At 59.8% G+C, this 25706-nt stretch carries 20 protein-coding genes; 12 read left to right on the top strand and 8 right to left on the bottom strand.

The genetic code is table 11. From position 1 onward, the window contains the following. Positions 1-47: 47 nt before the first annotated feature. The 5 genes from ACED88_RS05960 to ACED88_RS05940 form a co-directional block, all read right to left on the bottom strand. Positions 48-1697 (bottom strand): thiamine pyrophosphate-binding protein, encoded by a 1650-nt coding sequence (locus tag ACED88_RS05960; protein ID WP_449109043.1) that lies wholly within the window; start codon positions 1695-1697, stop codon positions 48-50. 183 nt (positions 1698-1880) lie between these two features. Further along, positions 1881-2747, bottom strand: coding sequence for a GNAT family N-acetyltransferase (locus ACED88_RS05955; RefSeq protein WP_449109042.1), 867 nt, complete (start codon positions 2745-2747; stop codon positions 1881-1883). Position 2748: 1 nt separating this feature from the next. Further along, positions 2749-4167, bottom strand: a complete 1419-nt coding sequence (locus tag ACED88_RS05950; RefSeq protein ID WP_449109041.1) for a sodium:solute symporter — start codon at positions 4165-4167, stop codon at positions 2749-2751. Positions 4168-4370: 203 nt separating this feature from the next. Next, on the bottom strand, positions 4371-5780 hold the full coding sequence (locus ACED88_RS05945) for an MFS transporter (RefSeq protein WP_449109040.1): 1410 nt from the start codon (positions 5778-5780) through the stop codon (positions 4371-4373). 27 nt (positions 5781-5807) lie between these two features. Next, on the bottom strand, positions 5808-8873 hold the full coding sequence (locus ACED88_RS05940; protein WP_449109039.1) for a glycoside hydrolase family 2 TIM barrel-domain containing protein: 3066 nt from the start codon (positions 8871-8873) through the stop codon (positions 5808-5810). Between the two features lie 246 nt (positions 8874-9119). Between ACED88_RS05940 and ACED88_RS05935 the strand changes: the two genes are divergently transcribed. From ACED88_RS05935 to ACED88_RS05890, 10 genes are all read left to right on the top strand, one after another. After that, the gene (locus ACED88_RS05935) at positions 9120-9890 is read left to right on the top strand and encodes a DeoR/GlpR family DNA-binding transcription regulator (protein WP_237205416.1); all 771 of its coding nucleotides are present in this window, start codon (positions 9120-9122) and stop codon (positions 9888-9890) included. Further along, positions 9887-11011, top strand: coding sequence for a galactose-1-phosphate uridylyltransferase (gene galT / locus ACED88_RS05930; RefSeq protein WP_237186316.1), 1125 nt, complete (start codon positions 9887-9889; stop codon positions 11009-11011). The genes ACED88_RS05935 and galT overlap by 4 nt, the downstream gene beginning before the upstream one ends. A 12-nt stretch (positions 11012-11023) precedes the next feature. Further along, positions 11024-12358, top strand: coding sequence for a galactokinase (gene galK, locus ACED88_RS05925; protein ID WP_449109038.1), 1335 nt, complete (start codon positions 11024-11026; stop codon positions 12356-12358). Positions 12359-12364: 6 nt separating this feature from the next. After that, positions 12365-13318 carry an aldose 1-epimerase family protein gene (locus tag ACED88_RS05920; protein ID WP_449109037.1) on the top strand — a complete coding sequence of 318 codons (954 nt, stop codon included), beginning with the start codon at positions 12365-12367 and terminating at the stop codon, positions 13316-13318. Positions 13319-13688: 370 nt separating this feature from the next. After that, positions 13689-14708, top strand: coding sequence for an agmatinase (gene speB, locus ACED88_RS05915; protein ID WP_449109077.1), 1020 nt, complete (start codon positions 13689-13691; stop codon positions 14706-14708). Between the two features lie 2 nt (positions 14709-14710). After that, positions 14711-15982, top strand: coding sequence for an aminotransferase-like domain-containing protein (locus ACED88_RS05910; protein WP_449109036.1), 1272 nt, complete (start codon positions 14711-14713; stop codon positions 15980-15982). A gap of 193 nt (positions 15983-16175) precedes the next feature. After that, positions 16176-16907 carry a glycerophosphodiester phosphodiesterase family protein gene (locus tag ACED88_RS05905; protein WP_449109035.1) on the top strand — a complete coding sequence of 244 codons (732 nt, stop codon included), beginning with the start codon at positions 16176-16178 and terminating at the stop codon, positions 16905-16907. 114 nt (positions 16908-17021) lie between these two features. After that, on the top strand, positions 17022-17396 hold the full coding sequence (locus tag ACED88_RS05900) for a hypothetical protein (RefSeq protein ID WP_237206967.1): 375 nt from the start codon (positions 17022-17024) through the stop codon (positions 17394-17396). Between the two features lie 110 nt (positions 17397-17506). After that, the gene (locus ACED88_RS05895; RefSeq protein ID WP_237205426.1) at positions 17507-19000 is read left to right on the top strand and encodes a DUF1846 domain-containing protein; all 1494 of its coding nucleotides are present in this window, start codon (positions 17507-17509) and stop codon (positions 18998-19000) included. Positions 19001-19217: 217 nt separating this feature from the next. After that, positions 19218-20384: a cytochrome P450 gene (locus ACED88_RS05890; protein ID WP_449109034.1), complete on the top strand. Its 1167-nt coding sequence runs from the start codon at positions 19218-19220 to the stop codon at positions 20382-20384. Between the two features lie 135 nt (positions 20385-20519). Here the strand turns inward: ACED88_RS05890 and ACED88_RS05885 are convergent, their stop codons facing one another. The 3 genes from ACED88_RS05885 to ACED88_RS05875 form a co-directional block, all read right to left on the bottom strand. Then, positions 20520-20921 (bottom strand): cupin domain-containing protein, encoded by a 402-nt coding sequence (locus ACED88_RS05885; RefSeq protein WP_449107658.1) that lies wholly within the window; start codon positions 20919-20921, stop codon positions 20520-20522. 84 nt (positions 20922-21005) lie between these two features. Next, entirely contained in the window at positions 21006-21623 is a 618-nt protein-coding gene (locus ACED88_RS05880) for a lytic transglycosylase domain-containing protein (RefSeq protein ID WP_449107657.1), read from the bottom strand. Between the two features lie 49 nt (positions 21624-21672). Beyond that, complete coding sequence (locus tag ACED88_RS05875; RefSeq protein WP_449107656.1) at positions 21673-24513, bottom strand: multicopper oxidase domain-containing protein; 2841 nt, start codon at positions 24511-24513, stop codon at positions 21673-21675. A 199-nt stretch (positions 24514-24712) separates the two neighbouring features. Between ACED88_RS05875 and ACED88_RS05870 the strand changes: the two genes are divergently transcribed. After that, complete coding sequence (locus ACED88_RS05870) at positions 24713-25216, top strand: DUF456 domain-containing protein (protein ID WP_237209743.1); 504 nt, start codon at positions 24713-24715, stop codon at positions 25214-25216. Positions 25217-25234: 18 nt separating this feature from the next. After that, positions 25235-25702, top strand: a complete 468-nt coding sequence (locus ACED88_RS05865) for a hypothetical protein (RefSeq protein ID WP_449107655.1) — start codon at positions 25235-25237, stop codon at positions 25700-25702. Positions 25703-25706 lie beyond the last annotated feature (4 nt).

The following is a 25706-nucleotide window of genomic DNA, read 5'->3' as shown; positions in this document are numbered from 1 at the left end:
GCAGGGAAGTGGGGGCGGCGTCCTTATCTCTGTGAGCTAGCTGGGCCCTAGCGCAGGGTCTCACCGATCTTCAGGTGCACGATTGAGGGGCCGCGGGTGGCTAGGGCCTGCTGGACGGTCTGAGCCAGGGTATCCATGGTGGCTGAGAAACCGCTAGCGCCAAAGCCCTCGGCCAGCTTGACCCAGTCGGGCTGGAGCAGGTCCACAGCCACGGGGGCAATGCCGCGGTCACGTTCGTTCTGGCGGATTTCCCCGTAGCCGCCGTTCTCTACACAGATGATGGGCAGATCAAGCTGCTGCTCAAGGGCGGTCATCAGCTCCTGGATAGCGAACATGAGGGCCCCGTCGCCCAGCAGGCAGACCACCGGGCGTTCGGGGGCAGCCAGCTTGGCCCCAATGGCGGCAGGCAGGCCGTAGCCTAGGGTGGCGTAGGTGGCCATGTAGAGCAGGGAGTTAGGGCGGGCGGCCCTGTAGAAGGTGGTTGTGCCCATGTAGGTGACCTGAGAGGAATCACCGGCAATGATGGTGTCCTCAGGGAGGACCTCCATGATTCTCTCGTTCAGTTCAGCCAGTTCAGGGGCGATAGCGCGGCCCTCACGGTCAAGGGCGTCGAAGATTGCTTGCAGGTTACGCGGTTCGCGGGAGCCGGGGGCTAGGCCCAGCTCAGCCAGGGCCTCTAGAAGCTGCGGAATAACAGCCTTGGAGTTGCCGGGCAGTTCAAGGTCTGGGGTGATGTTGGTGAGCATCTGATCACGGCTAATATCAATGCGAATGACCGGCCCCTTGGGGCGAATATCGCCCTCCCAGAGCTCAGCTTCACCGATTTTTGAACCCACAATGAGCATGGCATCTGCTTCTTGGCAGAAGGCGTGGGCGGCGCTCAGGCGCAGGTCAGCCCCCAGGGAGAGGCGGTGCTTTTCGGGAATGGCACCCTTGCCATTGATGGAGGTAATAACGGGAGCTTCAAGAGTTTCAGCCAGCTGGAGTAGGTCTGCCGCTGCCCTAATGGAGCCGCCGCCAGCTACGATCAGGGGCCTCTGGGACTCTGCCAGCATACGGGCGGCCTCGCGCACATCGTCTACGGGGGCGGGCTGGGGCTTGCCCAGGGGGCGGGCCTGCAAAATAGCTGGGTTGAGGTCGATCTCGCCTTCGAGCACGTCTAGGGGCACCTCAATATGGATGGGCCGCGGACGCTTGTGGGCGAAGGAGCGGAAGGCGTTGTGGATGATATCTACGGCTTCTTCGGCAGAGTTGACCCGGCGGGAGAATTCGACAATGGAGTTAACGGCCCCGGTGGGGTTCTTAGTTTCGTGCAGGGCACCGATGTCGCGGAATTCCTGGCCCACGGGCCGGCCGGGGGAGAGGATGATCATGGGGCGGGACTCGGCGTAAGCGGTTGCGGCCCCTGAAAGGGAGTTGAGCAGGCCGGGGCCTGAGGTGGTGATGACGACGCCGGGTAGGCCGCGAGTGAGGGACCAGCCGTCTGCCCCGTAGGCTGCTCCCTGCTCGTGGCGGGTGGTGATGGGGCGGATTTTGAGTTCCTTGAGGTGGCGGTAGAACTCAAGGTTATGGGTTCCGGGAATACCGAAAACGGTGTCGATGCCGTAGTTGCGGAGGGTGGCCAAGATGGCGTAGCCGGCGTTGCGGCGGGGCTCTGTGTGTTCACCGGAGCGGTTGGGAAGCGAAGGGTGAGTCATGCTGGTCTTTCCTGGGCGCGGGGTGCGGGCTTTCGCTTCAGCATACGGGGTTAGTGCATAGATGTGCGGGATTTTCGCACCTGAAATGTTATTCAGAGCACAGTATGTTTATGAGCGGACGTGTGGGTAGGAGCCGGTGCGCAGGGTTCTTGGGCTTTGGGAAGGTTTTTCTGTGCATAGAGCCTAAAAACCCTGCACAAGCTGACGTTGTGGTTCAATCGGTATCTCCACGAGCCGGTACCAGCGTCCGCTTGCCCCGGTTTTGGCCCAGGCAGGGAAGAGGTGGGGGTCTGAGATGTGCCCATCGACCTCGACCCTGCTGTGCCCCGCTTCTGCTAGTTGTGTGAGGGACCGCCGCAGGCAGGCCTCTAAGAGCAGCTCCCCCTGATCAGGGGCTGGGGTGGTTGTCTCTCCGCAGAGTTCAGACTGGTCACCGGGAAAAACCGCTATGACCGCACGCACCTGCCCGGCGGCGTCCACCGCGATTGATGAGTAATCGTTGTAGGCCTCGGCGGCATGACGGGCCAGTACCGGCCGGTGGTTGCCCGATACGGGGTGCCAGCTGGCGTGCGTCCACTCGTAAAAATCGACGTAGGCCTGCTCAAATTCTGGGTAGCTCACGCTGCGTGCAGAGCGGGCGGACGCGTGCTCCCGCAGGTTCTGCGCTGATTTGGTGGGCATGGTGGCGGGTGGAACCATCTGAAGAGTCTGGGCACCCAGCGAGTCGGCTAAGTGCAGGGTGGGTTCGCCCAGGTAGTCACGCATGAAGAAGGGTAGGGGAGCGGACGCCTGCGCCCGCGCCTGCCGGTACAGGGCAGTACCTATGCCCTGACGCCGCAGATGAGGCGCCACTGCAAGCTGGAGTTCATAGCGGGTGCGGTGGGCACGGGCCGTCCACCAGGCAACAAGCCCCACCAGCTGCCTATCGTTATGCGCCAGTAGGCAGCGGGTGTGATCATCGCGCGTGAAATCCTCAAAATACACGGCTTGCGCCCAGTCGGGTAGTTGCTCCCGGTGGCTGGGCGGGGCGCTGGAGAAGGTCAGCTGCATGCTAGCTATTCAGCCGTTCCTGCCAGGCCTTCATCACCTCGGGCGAGGTGGGCTTAGTGGCCATGGATGCCACCACGTACACCACCAGCGACGCTGCCAGGCCGTAGTAAATCGGCTCGTTCGCTAGCACGCCAAAGATTGGCATGCACCCTAGGGTCACCAGGGAGCCTGCTGCCATGGAAAGCGCCGCACCCATACCGGTGCCGCGCTTCCACACCAGCCCGCCCAGAATTGCAACCATCAGGCCGCCCACCAGGATGTCGTAGGCAATGGTCAAAGAGGTCACCGTGTCGGTCAAGAAGATAGCAATAAAAGTAACCAGCCCGCCCAGCACCAGCAGGTAAAGGCGGTCAGCCTTGAGAGTGGCATCGGTTTCCTCGCCTTCCTCAAACGTAGGGCGCCCGGTAATAAAGGGAATCACATCTACACGGGCTACGGTGGCAGAGGCAATCAGGGCGCCCGACGCCGTTGACATCATGGCAGCCACGCCGGCGGCCAAGACAACGCCACCCACACCCGCAGGTAGGTAGTTCTGCGCAATAGCCGCGAAGGCGTCGTCCTGGCTCTCAAGCTGAGGAGCTAGCACCGCAGCTGCCATACCGATCAGCGCACCGGCTACGCCGTAGAGGGCGATGTAGATGCCGGCGCTCGCACCGCCCCAGCGGGCGACCTCGGGGGAGCGGGCTGAGAAGACACGCTGCCAGATGTCCTGGCCAACCAAAATGCCCAGGGTGTAAATCACGAACATGGTGATGATGGAGTTCATGCCCATAGTACCTAGCTGGAAGAACTCGGCGTCCAAGCGTTCTGTGAGGCCCTGCCAGCCGCCAGCCTGGCTCAGCGAGAAGGGCAGCATCAGCAAGAACATGCCCACGGTCATAATCGCGAACTGCATCATGTCGGTCAGGGTAATGGACCACATGCCACCCAGTAGCGAGTAACCAATAACCACCAGGGAGCCAAGAAGAATAGCCCAGGTGCGATCCATATCGAACATCACGCGGAAGATTGAAGCGTAGGCGGCGGTTGAGGTCACCGCAATCATGACGGTGTATGCCAGCATGACAATAGAAGAAACCTGGGTCGCTCGTACCCCATAGCGTAGGGAAAGCATCTGCGAGACGGTATAGATCTTGAGCCGCGAGATAATGGGCGCAAAGACCAGGGAGAGTAGTAGAACGCCCGCCGCGATAGCCACGACCAGCCACATGCCTGATAGTCCATAGGTGTAGCCCAGACCCACGCCGCCCACGGTTGAGGCCCCGCCCAGCACTACGGCGCTCATGGTGCCGGTATAGAGGACGGGTCCTAGGCGGCGACCTGCAACACGGAAGTCTTCGGTACTGTTGGCGCGGCGCTTGCCGAGGTACCCGAAGAAAACGAGGGCACCGAGGTAAAGCAGGATAATGGCGAGGTTCATGGGTCGCCTTTCGTGGTGATACGGCTTTAAGGTCGTGATGTAGCATACGCGATGGTTGTCACATATAGAAATTGTTGGTGAGCCTAGGAAGGCGTTTGTAGATTCCCCGCTGACCTCGATACGAGGAATACCTAATAACCGCATAAAAGTGTTGCACGCCAGGGGAATGGCGTGCAACGCTTTTGGGGTTCAGCAGAATACTTTTACCTGTCGAGCACCGTGTAATTGATAGGTGCGTTTTCCCTTAGTTCCTTGTTGGCTTTCTCCACCTTAAGCTGGGTGAGCAGGAGAAGAATGATGAGGTTGACCGCTGCCGGGATCCATAGGTACATGATGTAGAGCATCTGTAGTGCAGATTCTGATTGCTCCGGTGCGTTAGCGACGTAGCCGCTGAAAGCGAGTAGCCAGCCAGCGAGCGCAGTGCCTACACCGCCACCGATCTTGACGCCCAGTGAGGTTGCGGAGAACATGGTTCCATCTACCCTCTTCTTTTTGGAGAGGAAGGTGTATTCCGAGGCTTCAGCGATGAGTGCGTTGATGGTGCCCTGGAGGGGGCTCATTCCGATGGAGGCAATACCGGAGAAGACCAGCATCAGGGGGATATTGCCCATGTAGGCTGCCACGATTACAAGAACGCGGGCAACGAACGCGATGATGTAGCCGATGACGTTGATTTTGTACATGCCTTGGAATTTTTTCACCACGATGGGGGTGAAGAGCAGGCCAATGATGAGGGGGACGTTGATAGCCCAGGCGAAGGGGCCGAGGAGCTTGGCATCACCCAGGATATAGGTCATGAAGTAGATGCCCATGCTCAGTGTAGTGTTGAAAATCTGGTTGAGCAGGAAGACTGCAAGAATCAGGAGATAGAACTTGTTGCTTCCGAGCAGGCCGAGGGATTCTTTGAAGCTGTACTTCTCGGGAACAGGGTTGTTCCTCTCGTGAATGATGGGGATAGCCTGGGTTTCTTCTTCAAGGACTGATTTGGGGAGCTCCTTGACGGAGAAGACGGAGAGGGTATTGACGGCGAGGCCGATGAGGGCGTAGATGATGGCGATGGTGCGCCAGCCTTCTGCGCCGCCGCCGAACATTTCGACGCCTTGAACGGTGATGCTTTGAATGAGGAGGCTGGTGCCGAACGCAAACACGAAGCGGGCTGAACCCATCTGTACGCGCTCGTTACCGTTCTTGGTGATGAGTGAGGTGAGTGCGGAGTAGGCAATGTTGTTGGCGGTGTAGAACACGCCGTTGAGGAGGGTGTAGGCGATGAAGAACCAGGCGTACTGGGCGAAATCACCGAGTGATGGCGGAATCGCGAAGATGGCGATAATCATTGCGGCGCAGCCGACGTAGCCCCAGAGCATCCAGGGGCGTGCTTTACCCATGCGGGTGTTGGTTTTGTCGATCATTGCCCCAAAGAAGAGGTCGGAAACGCCGTCAAAAATCTTGGAGGCAAGAATGAGGGTGCCGATAATTCCTGGGTTGAGTCCTACCGTGTCGGTAAGGTAAATCATCACGAATGATGCGAGGAAGGCGTAGACCACGTTGCCGGCAACATCGCCGGAACCGTAACCTACTACGTTGTACCATTTCAGGTATTTTGTTTCTTTCATTGTGTTACCTTTTGCCTGTTTCTCGCGCTATAGGGTGGGGGCGAGAGTGAAACCGAAGTTGATGTTTTGTGCGTTGAGTTTGTACTCGTCTAAGACTTCGGGGCCGCAGCTGTTGGACCCGATTCCGTTGTGGGCGTAGTCGAGGCAGAGGACTGTTGAGTCGGCTTCGACCAGCTCGAAATTATGGTTTTTGTTCGTCAGCTCTTCCTGCGTGTAGTGGGAGGCGCTGAACGAGAAGGGGTGTTCGGAGGCTACAGAGAGCTGATGGTGGGGGCTTGATAGGTGGACGTAGTCGCAGTCGAATCGGCTACCGTTTTCCTGCGGCATGATGTAGTCCTCGTGGAGATCTTCGACGGAAGATTGGAAGGTGCCGTGGTAGCTTGCTTCATGTTTGTCGCTGTAGCTTTCATGGGGACCCATGCCGAAGTACTCAACATCGGCAAAAGACTTGTCGAGGAAGAGGCGAACTCCGAAGCGGGGGAGATCGGGGAATTCTGGGGCGCGTTCGATGTTGAATCGAGCGGTGATTTTTCCGTCGTTTGTGACGTTCCAGAGGACGGTGCCGGTGAAGATGGGTTGCACTGTGGGGGCTACCATGCTCAGGGTGCAGGAGATGGTGACACCGTTTTCGGTGTGCGTGTATCCACTGGTGTAGACCCTTGAGTAGGCCTGGTGGTAGTGCGCTTCTGCCCATTTGAGTTTGATGTACATGTCATTATCTGTGGGTGCCCGCCAGATATTGATGTTCATGGGCTGGGTGAGGAGGTTGTGGTCTTTGGTGGAGAGCTGGTCGAATACACCGGTTCGTCGGTTGAAGGTGTAGGTGAATCCATCGCCTTGGACGGTGTAGTGCTTACCTGTTTCGGTTACAGCGAGGTTCTGTGCGTTGTTGGTGGTGCCCAGAATATCTAGTGCCTTGGCATGGGTGGGGTTGATGGTGTGGACGGGTACTTCGTCGCGGCCGAGGAAGAGGCCTGTGGGAAGTAGGGGGAGGTCCTTCTTGAGAATGTATTCGATGTGGAGGTAGCAGCGTCCGCTGGTGAGCGAAGGTGCCTCAAGGTTAATGGTGGTTTCTTGGTGGGGAAGGAATGCCTGCTCAAAGTGGTAGGTGCCTGATGCTACTTCTATGCCGTCCTGGCTGAAGGTGTATTTCAGTTCTATGGCTTCTTGTGCGTCGGTGAAGTCAAGGTAGTTCTTGAGGGTGAGGGAGCCGGATACGGTGTCGAAGGAGACGACTCTGAGGGGACGGTAGACGTTGCGGTATTCGAGGAGACCAACGTGGGGAGTGCGGTCGGGGTAGACAAGGCCGTCCATGCAGAAGTTTCCGTCGTGTACTTCTTCGCCGTGGTCGCCGCCGTAGAGGTATTTGGGTGTGCCATTTTCGGTGGTACCAGCGTAGATGGCGTGGTCGCACCATTCCCAAACGAAGCCGCCGCACATTGCCTGGTTCTGGTCGATGACCTGGAAGTAGTCTTCGAGGTTGCCGGGGCCGTTGCCCATAGCGTGGGCGTACTCGACGAGGAGGAAGGGCTTATTGGGGTTGCTGTTGAGGTACTGTTCGATGTCCTCGAAGGGCGGGTACATGCGGCTGTAGAGGTCGATGTTGGAGTAGTCGTAGCGGCGCTTTTTGTCGTCGTAGTAGGCGCTTTCGTACTGGGTGATTCGGGTGGTGTCGTAGGACTTGACCCAGGCGAGGGACTCTTCGAGGGTAACGCCGTAGCCGCATTCGTTACCTGCTGACCAGGAGACAATGCTGGGGCGGTTCTTTTCGCGGAGCACGCAGAGCTGGACACGGTCGAGTGTTGCTTCAGTCCATTCTGGGTTGTCTGAGATGCGTTCGTTCCAGTGATTTACCTGGTTGTCGAAGGAGCCATCTTCGAGGTACTGGACCTGGGTGCCGTGGCTTTCGTTGTCGGCCTCGCTCATGACGAGGAACCCGTACTCATCGCACATTTGGTAGAAGTAGGGGGAGTTGGGGTAGTGGCTGCTACGGATAGCGTTGAAGTTGTGCTGTTTGATGAGTCCGAGGTCGCGTTTGATGTGGTTGTAGTCCACGGTTGGGCCGGTGACGGGGTCGGAGTCGTGGCGGTTTACGCCACGGAAGGTGATGGGCTTGCCGTTGAGCAGAATGACATTGTGTTCAATGCGAATGGTGCGGACGCCCACGCGTTCGGTGATGACCTCGTCCTGGGTTTTTAGGTGGAGGGTGTAGAGGTAGGGGTTTTCTGGGTTCCAGGTGTGGGCGTTAGGGATATGAAGGGTTGCTGAGTGAGTGAAGTTGGGGTTGGCAGCACTGGGTGTGAGCGTGGAGCTTGCTACCTCTTCGCCTTCAGCGTTGGTGAGGGTGAGTGTGGTGTGTGTTTCTTGGCTGAGGAAGTGTGCCGCGATGTTGAGGGTCGCGTCGCTGGTTTTTTCGTTGAGGTTGGTGGTGATGAAGTAGTCGTAGAGGGCGTGGCGGGGGCGGCTGAGAATGTAGACGTCTCGGAAGATGCCACTCATGCGGAATTTGTCCTGGTCTTCGAGGTAGGAGCCATCGCACCACTTGTAGACAAGTACGGTGAGGCGGTTTGAGCCGTTGGTGAGGTATTCGGTGATGTCGAATTCGCTGCTTGCGTGGGATACCTGGCTGTAGCCGATGTAGCTTCCGTTGACCCAGAGGTAGAAGCATGAATCAACGCCTTCAAAGGTGAGGTGGGCGAGCGGGGCCTGCTGATCCTGGGTGTACTGGAAGTCTAGAGTGTAAAGACCGCAGGGGTTTTCGTGGGGTACGAAGGGTGGGTCAAGAGGGAAGGGGTATTTGAAGTTGGTGTACTGGTGGGTGTCGAAGCCCTGGGTTTGCCAGGCGCCCGGGACGATGGTGGGGGACGCGTCGGTGTGGGCGTATGTGGCAGTGTAGAAGTCCTGTGGTAGTTCGGAATCGTCGTTGAAGTAGGTGAACTGCCAGGTTCCATTGAGGTTGAGGAAGCGGTCGGAGGACTCACGGTTGTTCACCAGCGGGCCCATGTCATGGGAGGCAGGGACGTAGTAGGCCCGGGGGGCGAGGACGTTCTCGTGGAGAACGTTGAGGCTCTCGTGGTGCTTGGTGGGGTACATGCTCTCTTGTCCTTCCTGATGGAATTGGCTGAACCTCGGGTCCTGTTGCTATCGAGAGGGCTGAGGTTCAAGCCCTACGGTGTTCATATTAGTTCAAGATTGTTGCTTTTTGTAGATATCTGAACAAAAAATCGTTCCTTTTTGTTCAAAAGACTCATTTTGAGCATGTTTTAGCTCTGGAAATGCTTGTTTTTGTTTGATATTGTTCAGTTTAGAAGAAGTCGTTACAACCGGAATGAGGTTTAAGTGCTGGCTCAACAACGCCACAACGCAATCGTTGCAAAAGTACAGGAAAAAGGCACTGTTCAGGTCCAAGATCTGGCTGGCCTGCTGAATGTATCTGCGATGACGATTCGCCGTGACCTGGCAGAACTAGAAGAACAGGGGTTACTGAGCAGGGTTCACGGAGGTGCAACCATCTCTGAATCTACCCATGAGCCAATCTTTGCTGAGAAGACCACGCTCAACGCAGAGTCGAAAGCAAAAATTGCAAAGGCCGCAGCCCAGCTAGTCCGCAGCGGCCAATCAATTGCAATCGGCGGAGGGTCAACCAGCGCACGCCTTGCCCAAGAAATAGCTGCCCGCACAGAGCTTGAGAACCTCACCATCGTCACGAACTCCCTCCCCGTCTCTGACTTCTTCCACGGGTTAGCTGATACAAAGAACAAGCCCAAAGTGCTCCTTATCGGCGGTGAGCGCACACCCTCTGACGCCTTCGTTGGACCGCTTGCGGACGCAACCCTGGCAAACCTCAACATCGATGTTCTGTTTCTGGGTGCTCACGGGGTGACTCTGAAAGGCATGTACACCCCCAACATGAACGAGACCAGTACTAACAGAACTTTTATCGCAAACGCCCACGACACCGTGGCTGTTTTCGACTCCAGTAAATGGAATGTGGCTGGGCTATCCCGGTTTGCCTCCTGGGCAGACATCGACACCGTCGTCACCGACGAACTCACCCAGGAACGACACAACTTCCTATCCGACAACGTAGCTAAGGTGATTACCGCATGACCAACGTAAAAGTTACTAAAGGAACCCTCGCAGACGGGCGAGAAATCATCTTCTTCGATGACTCTGAACCCTACGTCTCAGGCCGGAAAACCCGAACCATCCGTGATACCCGCCCCCTGGAACCTCGCACTCTGCCTCCCCACGAAGCTGCCTGCGTGCGTACCGACCCTCTGACCGGCGAATCAATTGCTATCGCTGCTCACCGCAACAACCGAACCTTCCTGCCGCCTGCTGATGAGGACCCCCTGGCACCTGCTGGCGTAGGAACCGTACCCGGTGAAATCCCGGAAGAATCCTATGACGTTGTTGTCTTTGAAAACCGTTTCCCTTCACTGCAAGGGCCGCTAGAGACCCTCCGAGACGAGCCCCTTTTCAAGGAGACCACACCAGGTGGCCGTTGCGAGGTTATCAGCTTCACCTCAGACCAGTACGGTTCTTTTGGCTCCCTCAGCTATGAACGGGCACGCACCGTTGTAGAAGCTTGGACCCACCGCACCAAGGAGCTCTCAGCCCTCGACGGAGTCGTACAGGTCTTTCCTTTCGAAAACCGTGGAGAAGAAATTGGTGTAACCCTGCCCCACCCCCACGGTCAGATCTACGCCTACCCCTACATGCCGTCCTATACAGCTTCTGTTGCACGGCGAGCAGACGCATGGGCGTCAGAAACCGGTGGAGACCTCCTGGGAGATGTTCTCGCTGCGGAACTTGCAGCAGAAGAACGAATCATTAGGAAAACCGACTCCTTTGTGGCGTATGTACCGTATGCCGCCAAGTGGCCTGTAGAACTTATGGTCATGCCCAAACGCCCGGTTCGTGACTTCACAGAACTTACCGAAGCAGAAAAAGACGAACTCACCGAGCTGTACCTAGACCTGTTGCATCGACTCGACAAATTCTTCGAAGGGGTAGACAAACTCCCCTACATCTCAGCCTGGCACCAGGCCCCCATCATCGGCGGAAAAAACGTCTCACGCATGTACCTCCACGTTTTCTCCCTCTTGCGTGCCCCCGGAAAGATGAAATACCTGGCTGGCTCAGAATCCGCTATGGCCGCGTGGGTATCTGACACCACACCCGAGCGTATCGCCACCCGATTCAAAGAACTTGCTTCTGACGCATAAAGGAAACACACCATGCCTGCTATCTGGAAGAACACCGTACCTGCACAGACACTCCGCAAGAACGTCGAAGACCGCTTCTATACTTCCTTTGGGGAAGCCCCTTACGGAGTGTACTCAGCCCCTGGGCGCGTCAACCTTCTGGGCGAACACATCGACTACTGCGGTGGCACCGTCCTTCCCTTTGCCCTTCCCCAACGCACCTTCGTAGCAATGACCCCCCGCCAAGACGGAAAAATTACGGCAGTCACCGCTCAGGGTGATGCCGGTTCAACCGCCCCTGATAACAATACTGAAACCGTTCAGTTTGCTGAGGTGGGCACCCAGCCCCTCTCCGGCTGGCTCTCCTACGTTGCAGGTGTTCCCTGGGCTATGCAACAGCAAAAGCAGGGCGATTTTGCTGGTTTCTCGCCGGAAGGGTTCGGCGCCAACATCGCCATCGACTCTTCCGTCCCCCTGGGCGCAGGACTCTCATCATCAGCTGCCCTAGAGTGCGCTGTAGCTCTCGGCGTTGACGACCTGCTAACCGCCCAACAGCCCACTAGAGAACTTCTCGCCAGCACCGACCAGGGACGTGCCGCACTGGCCTCAGCCTGTATCCAAGCAGAAAACGACATCGCAGGGGCCTCAACAGGGGGCATGGACCAGTCAATTTCCCTCCGTGCAGAAGAAGGCTCCGTCCTCGCCATCGACTGCCGCGACTTCTCCACCCGCTCTCTTACCATCGATGTCGCCTCAGCCAACCTCTCCGTACTCGTGATAGACACCCGTGCCTACCACAACCTCTCCGACGGGCAATACGCCGCCCGACGGGCAGCAACCGAGGTTGCCCGCGAAGCCCTGGGCGTGAACCACCTCCGAGACGCTTTCCAAGGAATCCCCACCCTCAAAGAAGCCCAAGATCTCATCGAACAGTGGGATAACAACGTAGACTCCTACAACCTGCCCGACGGAACAGACCGGGCAGTAATCCGTGATGCCCTACGCCATGTCTGGACCGAAATTGCCCGCGTTGAAGAATGTATCGCCCTCTTCGACAACGTAAACTCACCAGCCGATGACGTATGGGAAAAGCTCGGTGAACTCCTCAACGCCTCCCACGACTCCCTCCGTGACCAGTACCGAGTCTCATGCCCCGAACTAGACACCGCAGTGAACGCCGCCCGCGAAGCAGGAGCACTAGGAGCCCGCATGACAGGAGGTGGCTTCGGTGGCTCTGCTATTGCACTGGTTCCTACTGAAAACCTGGCGAACCTCGCTGAAGCAGTTGCAGAAGCATTCGACCGTGAAGGCTTCAACCCCCCAGAGTTCTTGGTAGCCACCCCCTCCCGATCCGCGGAGAAGGAGTAAGACCCCATGTCCACCTCCACCCAGAACCAGCCACAGGGAGCCGCAGTCACCCTCAAACACTCCGGCTACCAAGCAATAATTACCGAAGTCGGTGCCAACCTCTCATCGCTCACTTCCCCCAAAGGGCGCCAGCTCGTACTCCCCGCCCCACCACACAAAATACGAGAAGCCGCCCGAGGCGCCCTCCTCGCCCCCTGGCCCAACCGCATAGCAGAAGGCCGGTACACCTGGAAGGGCGTTGAGTACCAGCTGCCCATCAATGAACCCACCCTTAGAAATGCAATCCATGGACTCGCTGACTGGACCCGCTGGGAACTCAACCAAGCAATTAACACCCCCGACTCATCATCAGTCACTGCCAATCTCCACCTAGTACCCCAACCCGGCTATCCCTTCCCCCTCAAACTCACCGCAACCTACACCCTCACCGCCCAAGGGCTCACCACAACCTTCACCGCACTCAATACTGGAGAAACAACAGCCCCCTACGCCCTCGGTGCACACCCCTACCTCATGGCAGGCACAGAACAGGAAACCCCCGGCGCAGTCGACTCATGGAACCTCACTGCTCCTGTCTCTACCTACCTCAAGGTCAACGAATCCATGATTCCCACCCAGGAACTCCCCCTCACCGAAGACCTCAATCTCCCAGATACACTCCCCCTCAAGGGCATAAATCTCGACCACGCCTTCGGAGGAATCCAAAAAACTGCTGGAGAAGCACACATCGTCCTCACCGCTCCCAGCGGTGAAGCCACCCGACTAACAATCGGAGACGGTATCGAATGGTTGCAGTTCTATACAGACGGAACTCAGCGGCGAGCCCTTGCTGCTGAACCCATGACAGCCCCCGCAAACGCCTTCAACAGCGGCACAGACCTCATTGAACTAGAACCACACCAAAGCCACACCAGCTGGTGGCGAATCCAAGAAGACCAGGGGCAAACCGGCTGCACATAAAAGTGTGGGACTTTGCGCCATAGTGCCCTCATATTTTTTATGCCCGCCCTGCTGCAAATTTATGCACCCCCATCCCCGCCCTGAGCGGTAAGGACGCTTGCCCCCCGCCCAGGTGCCACCGGCAGCTTGGCATAGCTTTACCGGCACCTGAATAAGTATCGGTAGCGCAGGCCTGCCAGCTGGAGAACCTACCCAGCTGCTGCCTCGCAGGCGGGTTATAGTGGTAGCAATTATAGTGCGCCCGGCCACATTGGGGCAGGGCTTACCCCCGCACCCAAGCTGCCCCGCGCACTAAGCCAGCTACCCGCGCCCTAACCCTCTTGGAGAACCCGTGACTCAAGCCTTCTTCTCAGCTGACCCCAACCGCGTCATCGCCACCGGAGCCGACGGCGTCGAACGCATCGGCCCCGTCAACGCCGCCCAAGTACCCCGCTGGGCCGGGCCTGCCACCTTCGCCCGCCTGCCCCGCCTGGACCAGGTCGAGAAAGCCGACATCGTCGTGGCCGGTATGCCCTGGGACTCCGGCGTCTCCTACCGCCCCGGCGCCCGCTTCGGCTCCAACCATGTACGCGAATCCTCCCGCCTGTTGCGCCCCTTCAACCCGGCTGCCAACATCTCCCCCTTCAAGGAAGCCCAGGTGGCCGACGCCGGTGACATCATCGGCAACCCCTTCAACATCGAAGAAGCCCTCGCCATGTTTGAGGCAGGAGCCCACGAACTGACCAAGGACGGCGCCCGCCTGATCACCATCGGCGGCGACCACACCGTAGCGCTCGCCAACCTGCGCAACCTGGCCAAGAAGCAGGGCAAAATCGCCCTGCTGCATTTCGACGCCCACCTGGACACCTGGGACACCTACTTCGGCGCCGAATACACCCACGGCACCCCCTTCCGCCGCGCCTTCGAAGAAGACCTGCTCGACACCGACGCCCTCTGCCACGTGGGCACCCGCGGCCCCCTCTACGGCAGCGAAGACCTTGAGGACGACGCCCGCTTCGGCTTTGGCATCGTCACCAGCGCGGACGTCTACTACCTGGGCGTGCAGAAGGTCGTTGAGCTCCTGCGGCAGCGCATTGGCGATAAGCCCCTCTATGTCTCTATCGACATCGACGTGCTCGACCCCGCCCACGCCCCCGGCACCGGCACCCCCGAAGCAGGTGGCATCACCTCCCGCGAACTGCTGGAAATCCTGCGCGGCCTGCGCGGGCTCAACCTGGTGGGCTCCGAGGTGGTGGAAGTGTCCCCGGCCTACGACCACGCCGAACTGACCGGCATCGCCGCTGCCCACACCGTCTACGAACTCATCTCCCTACACGCCGCCGGTGTGGGGGCTGAGCCGACCTCCCCGGCGTCCGGCGTCGCTGATATTACCTACGGCGGCAAGGAGTAACCATGAGCAAGATTGCAGCCCTACTGGCCGAAGCCAACCCTGCCGAAGCCCGCATCATGCGCCACTTCGCTGACCGTGCCGCCGGGTTCCGCCCGTCCGCTGTGCGCGACGTCTTCGAGGTGGCCATGCGCCCCGGCATTATTTCCCTGGCAGGCGGCAACCCAGATCTTGACCTGCTACCCCTCGACCGACTCGGGGCTATGAGCGCCCGCATTATCGAAGAAGAGGGCCTGGAAGTCCTGCAGTACGGCTCAGGTGCCGGCCTTGAAGCCCTGGCCGAGCTGGTGTGCGACTTCATGGAATCGGAAGGTGCCCGCCCGGCGGTCGATGACATTCAGATGACCGCGGGCTCCCAGATGGGCCTGGACCTGGCCACCAAACTCTTCGTCAACCCCGGCGACGTAATCCTGGCAGAGGGCCCCACCTACACCGGCGCCCTGGGCGTCTTTGAAGGCTACCAGGCAGATGTCCGCCAGGTACCCCTGGACGCGGACGGCCTCGACCCCGCCGCCGTCGCTCGGGCTATTGAGGCGATTCGGGCTGAGGGTAAGCAGGTTAAGTTCCTCTACACCATCCCTAACTTTCAGAACCCCACCGGAATTTCCCTGTCGGAGGAGCGCCGGGCTGAGCTGGTGCGTATCTGCCGCGAAGCTGACCTGCTGATTGTTGAGGATAACCCCTACGGCCAGCTCTCCTTCAGCGGGGAACACCGCCGCTCCCTCTATTCTCTGGATCCTGAGAACGTGCTCTACCTGGGCTCCTTCTCGAAGGTTTTCTCGCCCGGCGTGCGCGTGGGCTGGATGGTCGCGCCCTTCCGCGTGCGTAAGTTCCTGCAGATTGCGGGCGAAGCCGTGACGATTTGCCCATCGGTGCTCTCGCAGCGCCTGGTGCTGGGCTTCATGAGCGAGGGCCTGTGGGAGTCCCACACCCGCGCCACCGCAGCCCTCTACGAGGCCCGCTGCAAGGCCGTGCTGGACGCCTGCGAGAAGTACATGCCCGAAGGCACCACCTGGACGGTACCCGAGGGTGGTTTCTTCACCTGGCTGACCCTGCCCGCCGGCGGCAAGTACGAGGACGCGACGGACGCCCTCGCCCCCGCAATCGACGCCGGTGTGGTCTTCATTCCCGGCTCGGCTTTCTACGAGCCGGTGGTTGGTTCTGATGGTGTTTCGCGCAACCCCGGCGCCAACCAGCTGCGTATCGCCTTCTCAGCGATTGAGCCGGACGCCCTGACCGAGGGCGTGAAGAGGCTGGCTGAGGTGCTGAAGGGCTAGAGCTCTCGGTCGAATGCGACCTCTTTTCCCGAGCGGGTGTTCAAGCGTCACCCGCGCGGGAAAAGAGGTCGCATTCGTCTGTGCAGGGTTCTTGGGCTGTGTGCAGAGTTTTCCCTGCACACAGCCCAAGAACCCTGCACAGAGGCCTATGGCGGGGCACCTTTCGTTAACCTCCCTGCCCCATACTGGTGCCATGCGTATTTTTGCTCACCGCGGGGCGTCCGGAACCCGCCCTGAAAACACCCTCGCCGCCTTCGCCGCCGCAGCTGACTCCGGGGCGACCTGGGTCGAAACCGACGTTGACATCGCCGCCTGCGGCACGCCCGTCCTGCTGCACGACACCGACCTCGACCGCACCACCAACCTCACCGGCCCCCTCTACAGCTACACCGCCGAGCAGCTTTCCGGGGCGGACGCCGGCGCCTGGTTTTCGCCCGACACGGCGGGGGAGGCAGTGCCCACTCTGGCCCAGCTGATTGATCTGGCCAGTGAGCGCGGGCTCAACCTTAACATCGAACTGAAATCCAACGAACAGGGGGCAGGGCGTTCCCGCCTACTCATCGATAGAGTAATCGAAGAGCTAGCCCACCTGCAGTCGGAGCGGGAGGTGATCGTCTCCTCCTTCAACCACCTGCTCCTGGCCGAGTTCAAACGCTGCGCCCCGCAGTATGCGGTGGGGGCCCTCTTCGTCACCGAGATGTTCCAGCCTGACTGGCGCTCCGTTCTAGAACTCATCGACGCCAGCGCCGCCCACCTGGAAGACCGGGGCCTGACCCGCGCGACCGTCCGCGCCCTGCGCGAAGCCGGGTATGAGGTTAACGTCTGGACGGTCAACAGCCCCGCCCGCGCCAACGAGCTCAAAAACTGGGGCACCACCGGCGTCTTCACCGACTACCCCGAGCGGCTGTTGCACCTAGAGAAGTAAATCATCTATACCCCCTTGATTTTTCAATCAAGGGGGTATAGATTTTAAAAATGAGCAAGCGATAGAAGCTTATTAAAATACTGCCGCCTGAGGCTCATGACTGGAGGTAGAAAAATGCAAGAAATTAAAGCAACAGCCCGTAAGGACGGACGCTGGTGGCTGGTTGATATCCCTAGCCTCGACAGCGCAGGTCAAGCTGCCAAACTTGATGATGTTGAACGCGCTGCCCAGGAAGTGATTGAGCTGGTGACCGAGCAGAAGCCCGGTAGCTACAGGTTGCTCATTGACTACATCATGCCCGCAGATATCAGGGTTGTCTGGGAAGGCTCGAAAGAGCGCGACCGTAAAGCTCGTGAGGAGCAAGCTATTGCGGCTCGGCTGGCTCGGCAGACCGTGCAAGGGCTTCTTGACCGCGGGTATAACCAAAAAGAAACGGCAAAGCTGCTCGGCCTATCAAATCAGAGAGTTAACCAACTGACCCACAGCTAGAGAAAGCGTGCAGTAAATTCCACCGGGGTACTGTACGTGCCCGCCCTCACCGCCGCCACGCGGTCGGGACGCGGGCGCTCGCACCCATGGTCTTGATAGGCTTGAATTCCATGGTGAACAAAATTGGTTTTGACCGTGAGAAGTACATCGAGATGCAGTCTCGACACATCCAGGAGCGCCGCGAAGAAATAGGCGGCAAGCTCTACCTCGAAATGGGTGGCAAACTCTTTGACGACATGCACGCCTCCCGTGTGCTGCCCGGCTTCACACCCGACAACAAGATTGCGATGTTGGAGCAAATCCGCGATGAGGTAGAAATTCTTATCTGCCTCAACGCCAAAGACCTGCAGCGCAACAAAATCCGTGCTGACCTGGGCATCACCTACGAGGACGACGTGCTGCGCCTGGTCGATGTCTTCCGCGACCGCGGCTTTCTGGTGGAGCACGTGGTGCTTACCCAGATGGAGGACGACAACGCCAAGGCTGTTGCCTTCAAGCAGCGCCTGGAGCGCCTGGGTCTGAAGGTTTCGCGTCACCGCGTCATTCCCGGCTACCCCACCAACACCGACCTGATCGTGAGCGAGGATGGCCTGGGCCGCAACGAGTTCGCCGAAACCACCCGCGACCTGGTGGTCGTTACCGCCCCCGGCCCTGGTTCCGGCAAGCTGGCAACCGCCCTGTCGCAGGTCTATCACGAGAACAAGCGCGGTGTGAAGGCAGGCTATGCCAAGTTCGAGACCTTCCCTATCTGGAACCTGCCCCTAGAGCACCCCGTCAACCTGGCCTACGAAGCAGCCACGGTTGACCTGGATGACGCTAACGTCATCGACCACTTCCACCTGACCGCTTACGGCGAGTCCACCGTCAACTACAACCGCGACGTTGAGGCCTTCCCCCTGCTCAAGGTGCTGCTGCAGAAGATGACCGGCACCACCCCCTACCAATCACCCACCGACATGGGCGTGAACATGGCCGGTAACTGCATCACCGATGACGCCGCCTGCCGGTACGCTTCTGAGCAGGAGATTATCCGCCGTTACTTCAAGGCCCTGGTGGACGAGGCCCGCGGCGGCCTGGATTCTACCCAGTCAGACCGCGCTGCCGTGGTTATGGCTAAGGCCGGTATTAAGGAAACCGACCGCCCGGTTGTCACCCCCGCCCGTCTGCGGGAAGAAACCACCGGTGCCCCCGGTGCGGCGATCGAGCTGGCAGATGGAACCATCATCACCGGTAAAACCACCGACCTGCTCGGCTGCTCGGCTGTTGCCCTGCTCAACGCCCTCAAGCACCTGGCTGGCCTGGACGACAACAAGCACCTGCTGTCCAACGAGGCCCTGGAACCCATCCAGCGCCTGAAGACCCTGCACCTGGGTAGCCAGAACCCCCGCCTGCACACCGACGAGGTGCTGATTGCCCTCTCAACCTCTGCGGCCCACGACGAGGATGCCCGCGCTGCCCTTGAGCAGATTAAGAACCTGCGTGGCGCTGACGTGCACACCACCACCATTTTGGGTTCGGTGGACGAGGGCATCTTCCGCTCCCTGGGCATGCTGGTCACCTCTGACCCCAAGTTCCAGAAGAAGGCTCTCTACCAGAAGCGCTAGGCTTCCCCGGTAGGGCTTTTGAGTAAGGACGCCGCCACCCGCGCCCCTGCCCTGAGGCAGGAAAGCGGGTGGCGGCGTCCTTGTTTAAGGCCTGCGGGTTAGCTGGTGTGGCCAAGTATACGAAGGTGGCGGGTGTGTTTTCTGCGTAGGTCTGATAGTTTCGAAATAGAAATATATTGCATATCTAATGCTAATTACCGCTGTGAAGGGGAGACTAATGACTCAACAAACTGAAGAAACATACTATGACTGGAACTCCCGCTCACCTGAGGTGCAAGAAGACCAGATTGCAGCCTACGATTCCATGCGTACCCGGTGCCCTGTCGCTCACGATGAATTCATGGGCTATACCCTCTTCAAAAATGAAGATGTCCGGTATGCCCTTGAACATCCTGAACTGTTCTCTAACCGGGTATCGACCCGCCATATAGCGGTTCCCAACGGAATGGACGCACCTGAACACACTGCTTTCAGGGCTATCAACGATAAGTACTTCACCCCAGAGCGTATGCAGGCTTTTGAGCCGCAGATTCGTGAAGTGGTGCGGCAGCTTGTTCGTGATACTCCTCGTGGTGAGACGGTTGACATCATGGGGGAGTTCGCCACCCGCTACGCCATGCGCGTGCAAAATGCTTTTATGGGGTGGCCAGAGAGTCTTGAAGAAGCTCTGATTGCCTGGATGAACAAGAATCGGTCGGCCACCCTCAAGCGTGACCGGGCTGAGATTGCCTCGGTTGCCGTGGAATTTGACGGCTATATTCGGACTCTTCTGGATGAACGGCGGATGAACCCTGCGCTTCAGGACGTCACCGCCGAGCTCCTGCACGATCGTGTGGAGTTGCCGGGGCAGGAACCTCGCGTCATGACGGATGAAGAAATTGTCTCTCTCATTCGAAACTGGACGGTCGGGGAGCTGTCAACGGTTTCAGCTATCGTGGGAGTCATCGTGAACTTTTTGGGCGAGCACCAGTGTGAGGCTGACCGCTTGCGGCAGCATCCCGAATATATTGGTCACGCGGTGGAAGAGATCTTGCGTTTGCAAGATCCCCTCGTTGCTAACCGCCGTGTAACAACTGCCGATGTTGAAGTCGGCGGTCGTACGATTCCTGCTGGATGCCCGGTGACCATCAACTGGACATCGGCTAACCGTGATGAGGACGCTTTTGAGGATGCCCTGGACTACCGCCCTGATCGCGATCAGTCGATGAACCTGACCTATGGCGCGGGAATTCACGTGTGCCCCGGGGCTCCTCTAGCTCGGTTGGAGCTGCGCGTACTGGTTGAAGAGTTGCTTGCAGCGACGGAGTCAATCACGGTGGAGTCTACCGTGAATGCTCAGTTCCCGGTGGCAGGTTATTCCTCGGTGAAGGTTGTCGTGAGGTAGGTGAGTGCGGCGGCGTCCGCAATCTGACGGCGCGCTGTCTCATCACCAACGTCCGTATAACCCCGTACTTAAGCGTAAAACCCCGCACTTAACTGCGGGGTTTTATGCTTAACTGCGGGTGAACCTCCCGGGGTGCTAGCCGGTGTAGGTGGCCTCGTCGACGGGTTCGCCCCAGTTAACGAATTCGCCCTCCTCGTTGAAGGGGGTGACGGCGATGTGGGTCATGGGCCCGTCGCTGGTGGCTCCGTGCCAGTGGTTGACGCCCGGTTCAAAGAAGAAGGCCTCACCGGGTGTGAGGGTCTGGGGTTCCTGGCCTTCGAGCTGGTAAATGCAGATGCCGGAGGTCACCACAATAAGCTGGCCGACGTCGTGGGTGTGCCAGTTGGTGCGGGCTTCAGCCTCGAAGGTAACGGCTAGCGACTGGAGCTGGCTGCTGGGTGCCAGCGGGTGCATATATGCTTGGCCGGTGAAAGAACCGGCAGGGGCGGGCTTGCCCTGCGGGAAGAGCTGATCTGAGGGAACGGACGAAGCGGTCACGGGAATCTCCTTAATGGTTAGGTTTTCCCATTATCGCCCACAGAAGCCAAAACATGTATAACAGATGTTTATTTTACGGCTCCCCTAGCGCACCAGGGTAGCCTGCTTGAAGCTGGGGTCGGGTGCGCAGGTCACCGCGTATTTAGTGGCGGCGAGCTCGTCAATTTTGACCACGTAGTTTTGGGTCTCAAAGTAGGGTGGGATGCCGCCAAATTCCTCGACTGCACCGGGCCCGGCGTTGTAGCCAGCTAGAACAATATCCTGAAGCGAAGTTTCAGCCGAGGCATAGGGGGCTAGGCGCTCCGAAAGGTAGGCCAGGTAGCGACCCTGGGCGGCGATGGAGTCTTCGGGGCTGTTGATATCGCCCTCGCCCCAGATGTCCCAGGTGTCTTGGGTGAACTGGGCTAGACCGTGAGCGCCTGCGTGGGACTGGGCGGTGGTGACCCAGCCTGATTCGGTTTCGAGCTGGGCTGCCAGCACGCCTGCGCGGAAACCGGAAACCTGGGCGGCAGCTTCAATGTCGTCCCGCAGTTCTGTGGGGGCGTAGGTCAGGTCGGTCTGCCCGCAGTAGTCCTCGTAGGTAGCAGAAAGCCCCACGACACCGGCCGACATCAGCACCGCCGATGCCACAATCTGCCAGTGCGCGACCAGCCCCGCGCCGATGCGCAGGGCGAGGTTGGGCTTGGTGCGTTCACTTGTCATCAGGTCAAGACTACTGGAAAACTTTCTTGCCCGCACAGGCGCGCTTTTCTTATTCTCCGGTGACGACAATCTGCCCGCGGGCCCCGCGTTCGGCGGCGGCAAAGTTGTGGTTGACGAAGGTGTAGGTGCCCGGTTCGGCAAAGACCATTTCGACGAAGCCGCCCTGGGCGGCTGAAAGGTCGAGGGCTTGGGCGCCGCCCCCGCTGGAACCAAATGCGTCTACGCCGTCCTGTAGTAGGTAGCCGCCTTCCTTGTAGACCGTGTCGAACTGGCTACCCACCACATGGAAGCTCAGCTCCCCGTTGGGCCCGGCATTGAGCACCCAGATGCGCACGCGCTCGCCGACGCGGGCGGTGAGCGGGTCGCGTAGGTACTGGGTGGCGTGGCCGTTGAAGAGGGTGAGGGTGGGGGTGCCAGCGGCGAGGCCTTCGGGGGAGATGTCGGTGAGGACGCCCTCGCCCGGGTCGGTGGTGGACGTTTGGGTGCTCGTGGTTTCGGTGAGGGCTACCTCTGACTGCACCAGCAGGTATTCGCGGTCGACCTGGGGCAGGTCGGCGGGGTCGATGATGACCGCCCCAAACATGCCCGTTGCCAGGTGGGTACTCATGGGCATGGTGGAGCAGTGGTAGAGCCAGATACCCGAGCGCACGGCTTCAAAACGGTAGGTGAGAGATTCACCGGGGGCGATGGTGCGCATAACTTCGTCGGGGGAGACGGTTCCGGCGTGGAAGTCTACCGAGTGCCCCATGCTCCCGTTGTTGACGAGTGTAATTTCAAAAATATCACCCACGCGCCCGCGCAGGGTGGGGCCCATGTAGGAGCCGTTGAAGGTCCAGGCGTTGAGATTGACCCCGGGGGCGATTTCACGGGGGAGCTCCTGCACATCCAGGGTCTGGCGGTGCACGGTGCGACCGTCGATGCTTTCACCGTCGGCTACGGGAGCCAGGGTGGCGTCGCGGGTCTGGTAGCTTTCAGAGATATCGCCCTGCAGGTCAATATCGGTGGGGGCTAGTACCGAGTCGGTCACCCCGCCGGTGCTGTGCCCGGCGTGGGCTGAACTGTCGGCGGCGCTGGTGCCCGCCTGGGCGGCGTCCGCCCCGCTTGCTACCACCGTGAAGGTCATGCCCATAGCCTTGTGCCCGACAACCGAGCACCAGCCCTCTAGGTCACCGGTGATGATGCCGACGTCCACGCTCTTGGTTGCCCCGGGGTCGATGCGGCCGGTGGTGGCTCCGTTGGAGAAGGTGAGGTCGTGGGCGTTCTTGGTGTCGGTGTTGGTGACCTCAATGACCAGGCGGTTGCCTGCCGGTACCTCTGCGGTGTCGGGGGTAAAGCGCATGTCGGCGGTGGCTTCGACGGCCAGGGTGGTGGTCTGGCCGGTGGCACTCCCGGCGGACGATGGCGCGGCAAGTCGTGCGCGTGCCGCCGGGTCAACCGCGACCCCTAAGGCTACGATCAGAGCCACAGCCAGGGCACCGATGAGGGCATTACGCAGGTGGGGTACGGGAGTCGGTGTGAGTGCCTCGGGGTCGGGGGTGGGGGCCTCGCCGCGGGCCCGGGCCTGAATCATGGCCTTGCGCGCACTGACGGAGGCCCGCACCCCGCGCATCATGAGGGGGATGAAGGCGAAGAGGGTAAAGGCTCCGAGCAGGGAGACGCCGGTGCGCACCCAAGAGCCGGTGAGAGCAACCGGCAGGATGAAGATGAGCAGGGAGAGGTTGACCATGACGGTGCGGCCCGCCGCGAAACGGTTGAACTCCTTGTTGGCGGCGCGGACGGCCTTGGGGCCGCCGCCCATACGGGCAGGCAGTAGGCAGGTCATGGCACCCAGCAGGGTTTGGGCTAGAAAACCGGCAACAAACATGGGGGTGACCGGGCGCAGGGTCAGGGAGTCAAAGGGGGAGGTTGCCACCAGGTAGGCGGAGAAGAGGACGCCGACGGTCAGCCAGATCATACCGGCGGCTACTGAGAAGGTGGCGTAGTCGGAGGGTTTCTTGGCGGTGGTGGTGCGCACCATCAGGGTAAGGACGAGCGCCAGGGCGGCTGCGTAGAGAAGCAGACCGGCAACGGCCAGCCAGGTAAGGCCGATAAGGGCACCTGCCACGGTGAGCCCCAGCCCCGTACACAGACCTGCCAGGGCGCGGGTAGAGCGGGCAACGGCGTCCGGCACCATAACCGTGCGCAGCATGGTAGGCCAGAGGGTCATCAGGGTACCCACCACCGTGATACCCACAAAGCCCAGCACATTGATAGCCTCGTGGGCCAGCAAAAGACGACCGTGCCAGGTGGCACTCAACCCGTCATAGGCCAGCAGGGCACCAAAAGTAGCACCCACCGGCAGAAGCCAGGAGGCCGCAATGTAATAGCGAATCGTCACCCCAAAGCGGGCAGGTAGGGCAGCACGCATCTGCTGTAGCAGGGCAACCCCGTGCCAGGTCACCGCAGCGCCCACGCCCACCGATCCGAGCGCCGTCAGCGGGTAGAGAGAAAAGACCACACCCACCATCAGCACCACCATCGAGGCGTTGAGGGCATAGATACGGGCCAGCTGCACCGGTCGAGCGGTGTCGGGGAGCTTGTGCTTGAGCAGGGCCTCGGTGAAATGCTGGGACCACACCAGAATCGAGTTGGTGATGAGACCCAGGGTGACCATGTGAACCATCAGCCAAAGAGACTCTGGAACCCACCGGTGGGTCATGAGCACAATGAACAGGGCGAACATCCACAGGGACACCGGCTTAGAAGCCCTGCGGTGCCAGGTGCGGCGGCCGGTGGCGATATCGCGGGCCTGCCGGTCGGTGATAGGTGCGCCGGGGGCATCGAGCGGACGCGTCCCCAGGGTCAGCTGCTCGCGGTAACCGGGGCGGGGGGCGGCGTCCTTATCTGGCATCTCTACTCCAAAACTTGTATGTGTAATGCTGATTATATCAGTGTGGTTTTACGATGAGATAGCTAAGCATTGGGCATACCTCTGCCTATCGACCCTCTTGCTCCTCGCCTGGGGGCTCGTCGCAATTCACGCCAGCCCCGGCCAATAGGCTTCGGCATGCCCAATGCTTGCCAGTAACCGCACCGGTAAACTGAACAGTATGACCCTAGCTATCGTGATGACCCTTATCGCCGTCGTCCTCATTGCCGTCGGTATTGTCGGTATCGTCTACCCCATCCTGCCCGGCTCCTTCGCCGTGCTCGGCGGTGTGCTGCTCTGGGGGCTTACCCTGCGCGGGCCGGAAGGCTGGTGGCTCCTCGGCCTAGGCCTTCCCATCATGATTGCGGGCATGGCCGCCCAGGCCCTACTCACCGGCAAGACCCTCAAACAGCGAGCCATTCCTAACCGCTCTATTCTCTGGGGCGTGCTCGGCGCGGTAATCGGCATGTTCGTGATCCCCGTCGTCGGCCTCTTCGTCGGCTTCGCGGTAGCCCTGCTGCTCAGCGAAACCGTGCGCAGCCAGGGCGATATCGCCACCTCAGCACGCAGCACCCTGGCCGCCCTCAAATCAATGGGCATCGGCATCCTCATCGAACTCGCCGCAGCCCTCACCACCGGCACCATCTTCACTATCTGCGCCATCACCTACTTCATCACCGCCTAGCCGGTAGACTGGTTTCCCGTGAAAACACTGCCTGCCTCCCTCATCCTTGCCGCCACCGCCATCGTCCAGGCCCTCGGTATCTTCCGCTACACCGAAGACACCATGGCCCTCTCCGGTCAAATCTTCTTCCCCGTACTCTTTGCGCTCATGGCCATCTACATCACCTGGCGCAACAAAGAAAACAACGGCGCCTTCCCCCTCGCCCACATCATCATCGCCGCCCTCGCCGTCGTAGCCCTGGGCGCCACCATCGCCGGGTGGAGCGCCAGCCTCTATTACTTCTACCCCTCCTACTACGTCTTCTACGCAGCCCTCGGCCTGCTCGTTCTCGAACTCGCCCTGCGCATCGCCGCTCTGCCCAAGAAAGCCGCCGAGGAACGTCCTGCCAAACGCCTACCCGGCCGCGCCAAAACTAAGCGCGGCACCAACCTGGTAGCCGTCCGCAAAACTGCAGATCAGGACGCCGCAGCCCCCACCGAAAAGTAGCCCC

It is taken from the genome of Rothia sp. 11273D007AR (assembly GCF_053547255.1).
This window is presented reverse-complemented; position numbering and strand designations above follow the sequence as displayed.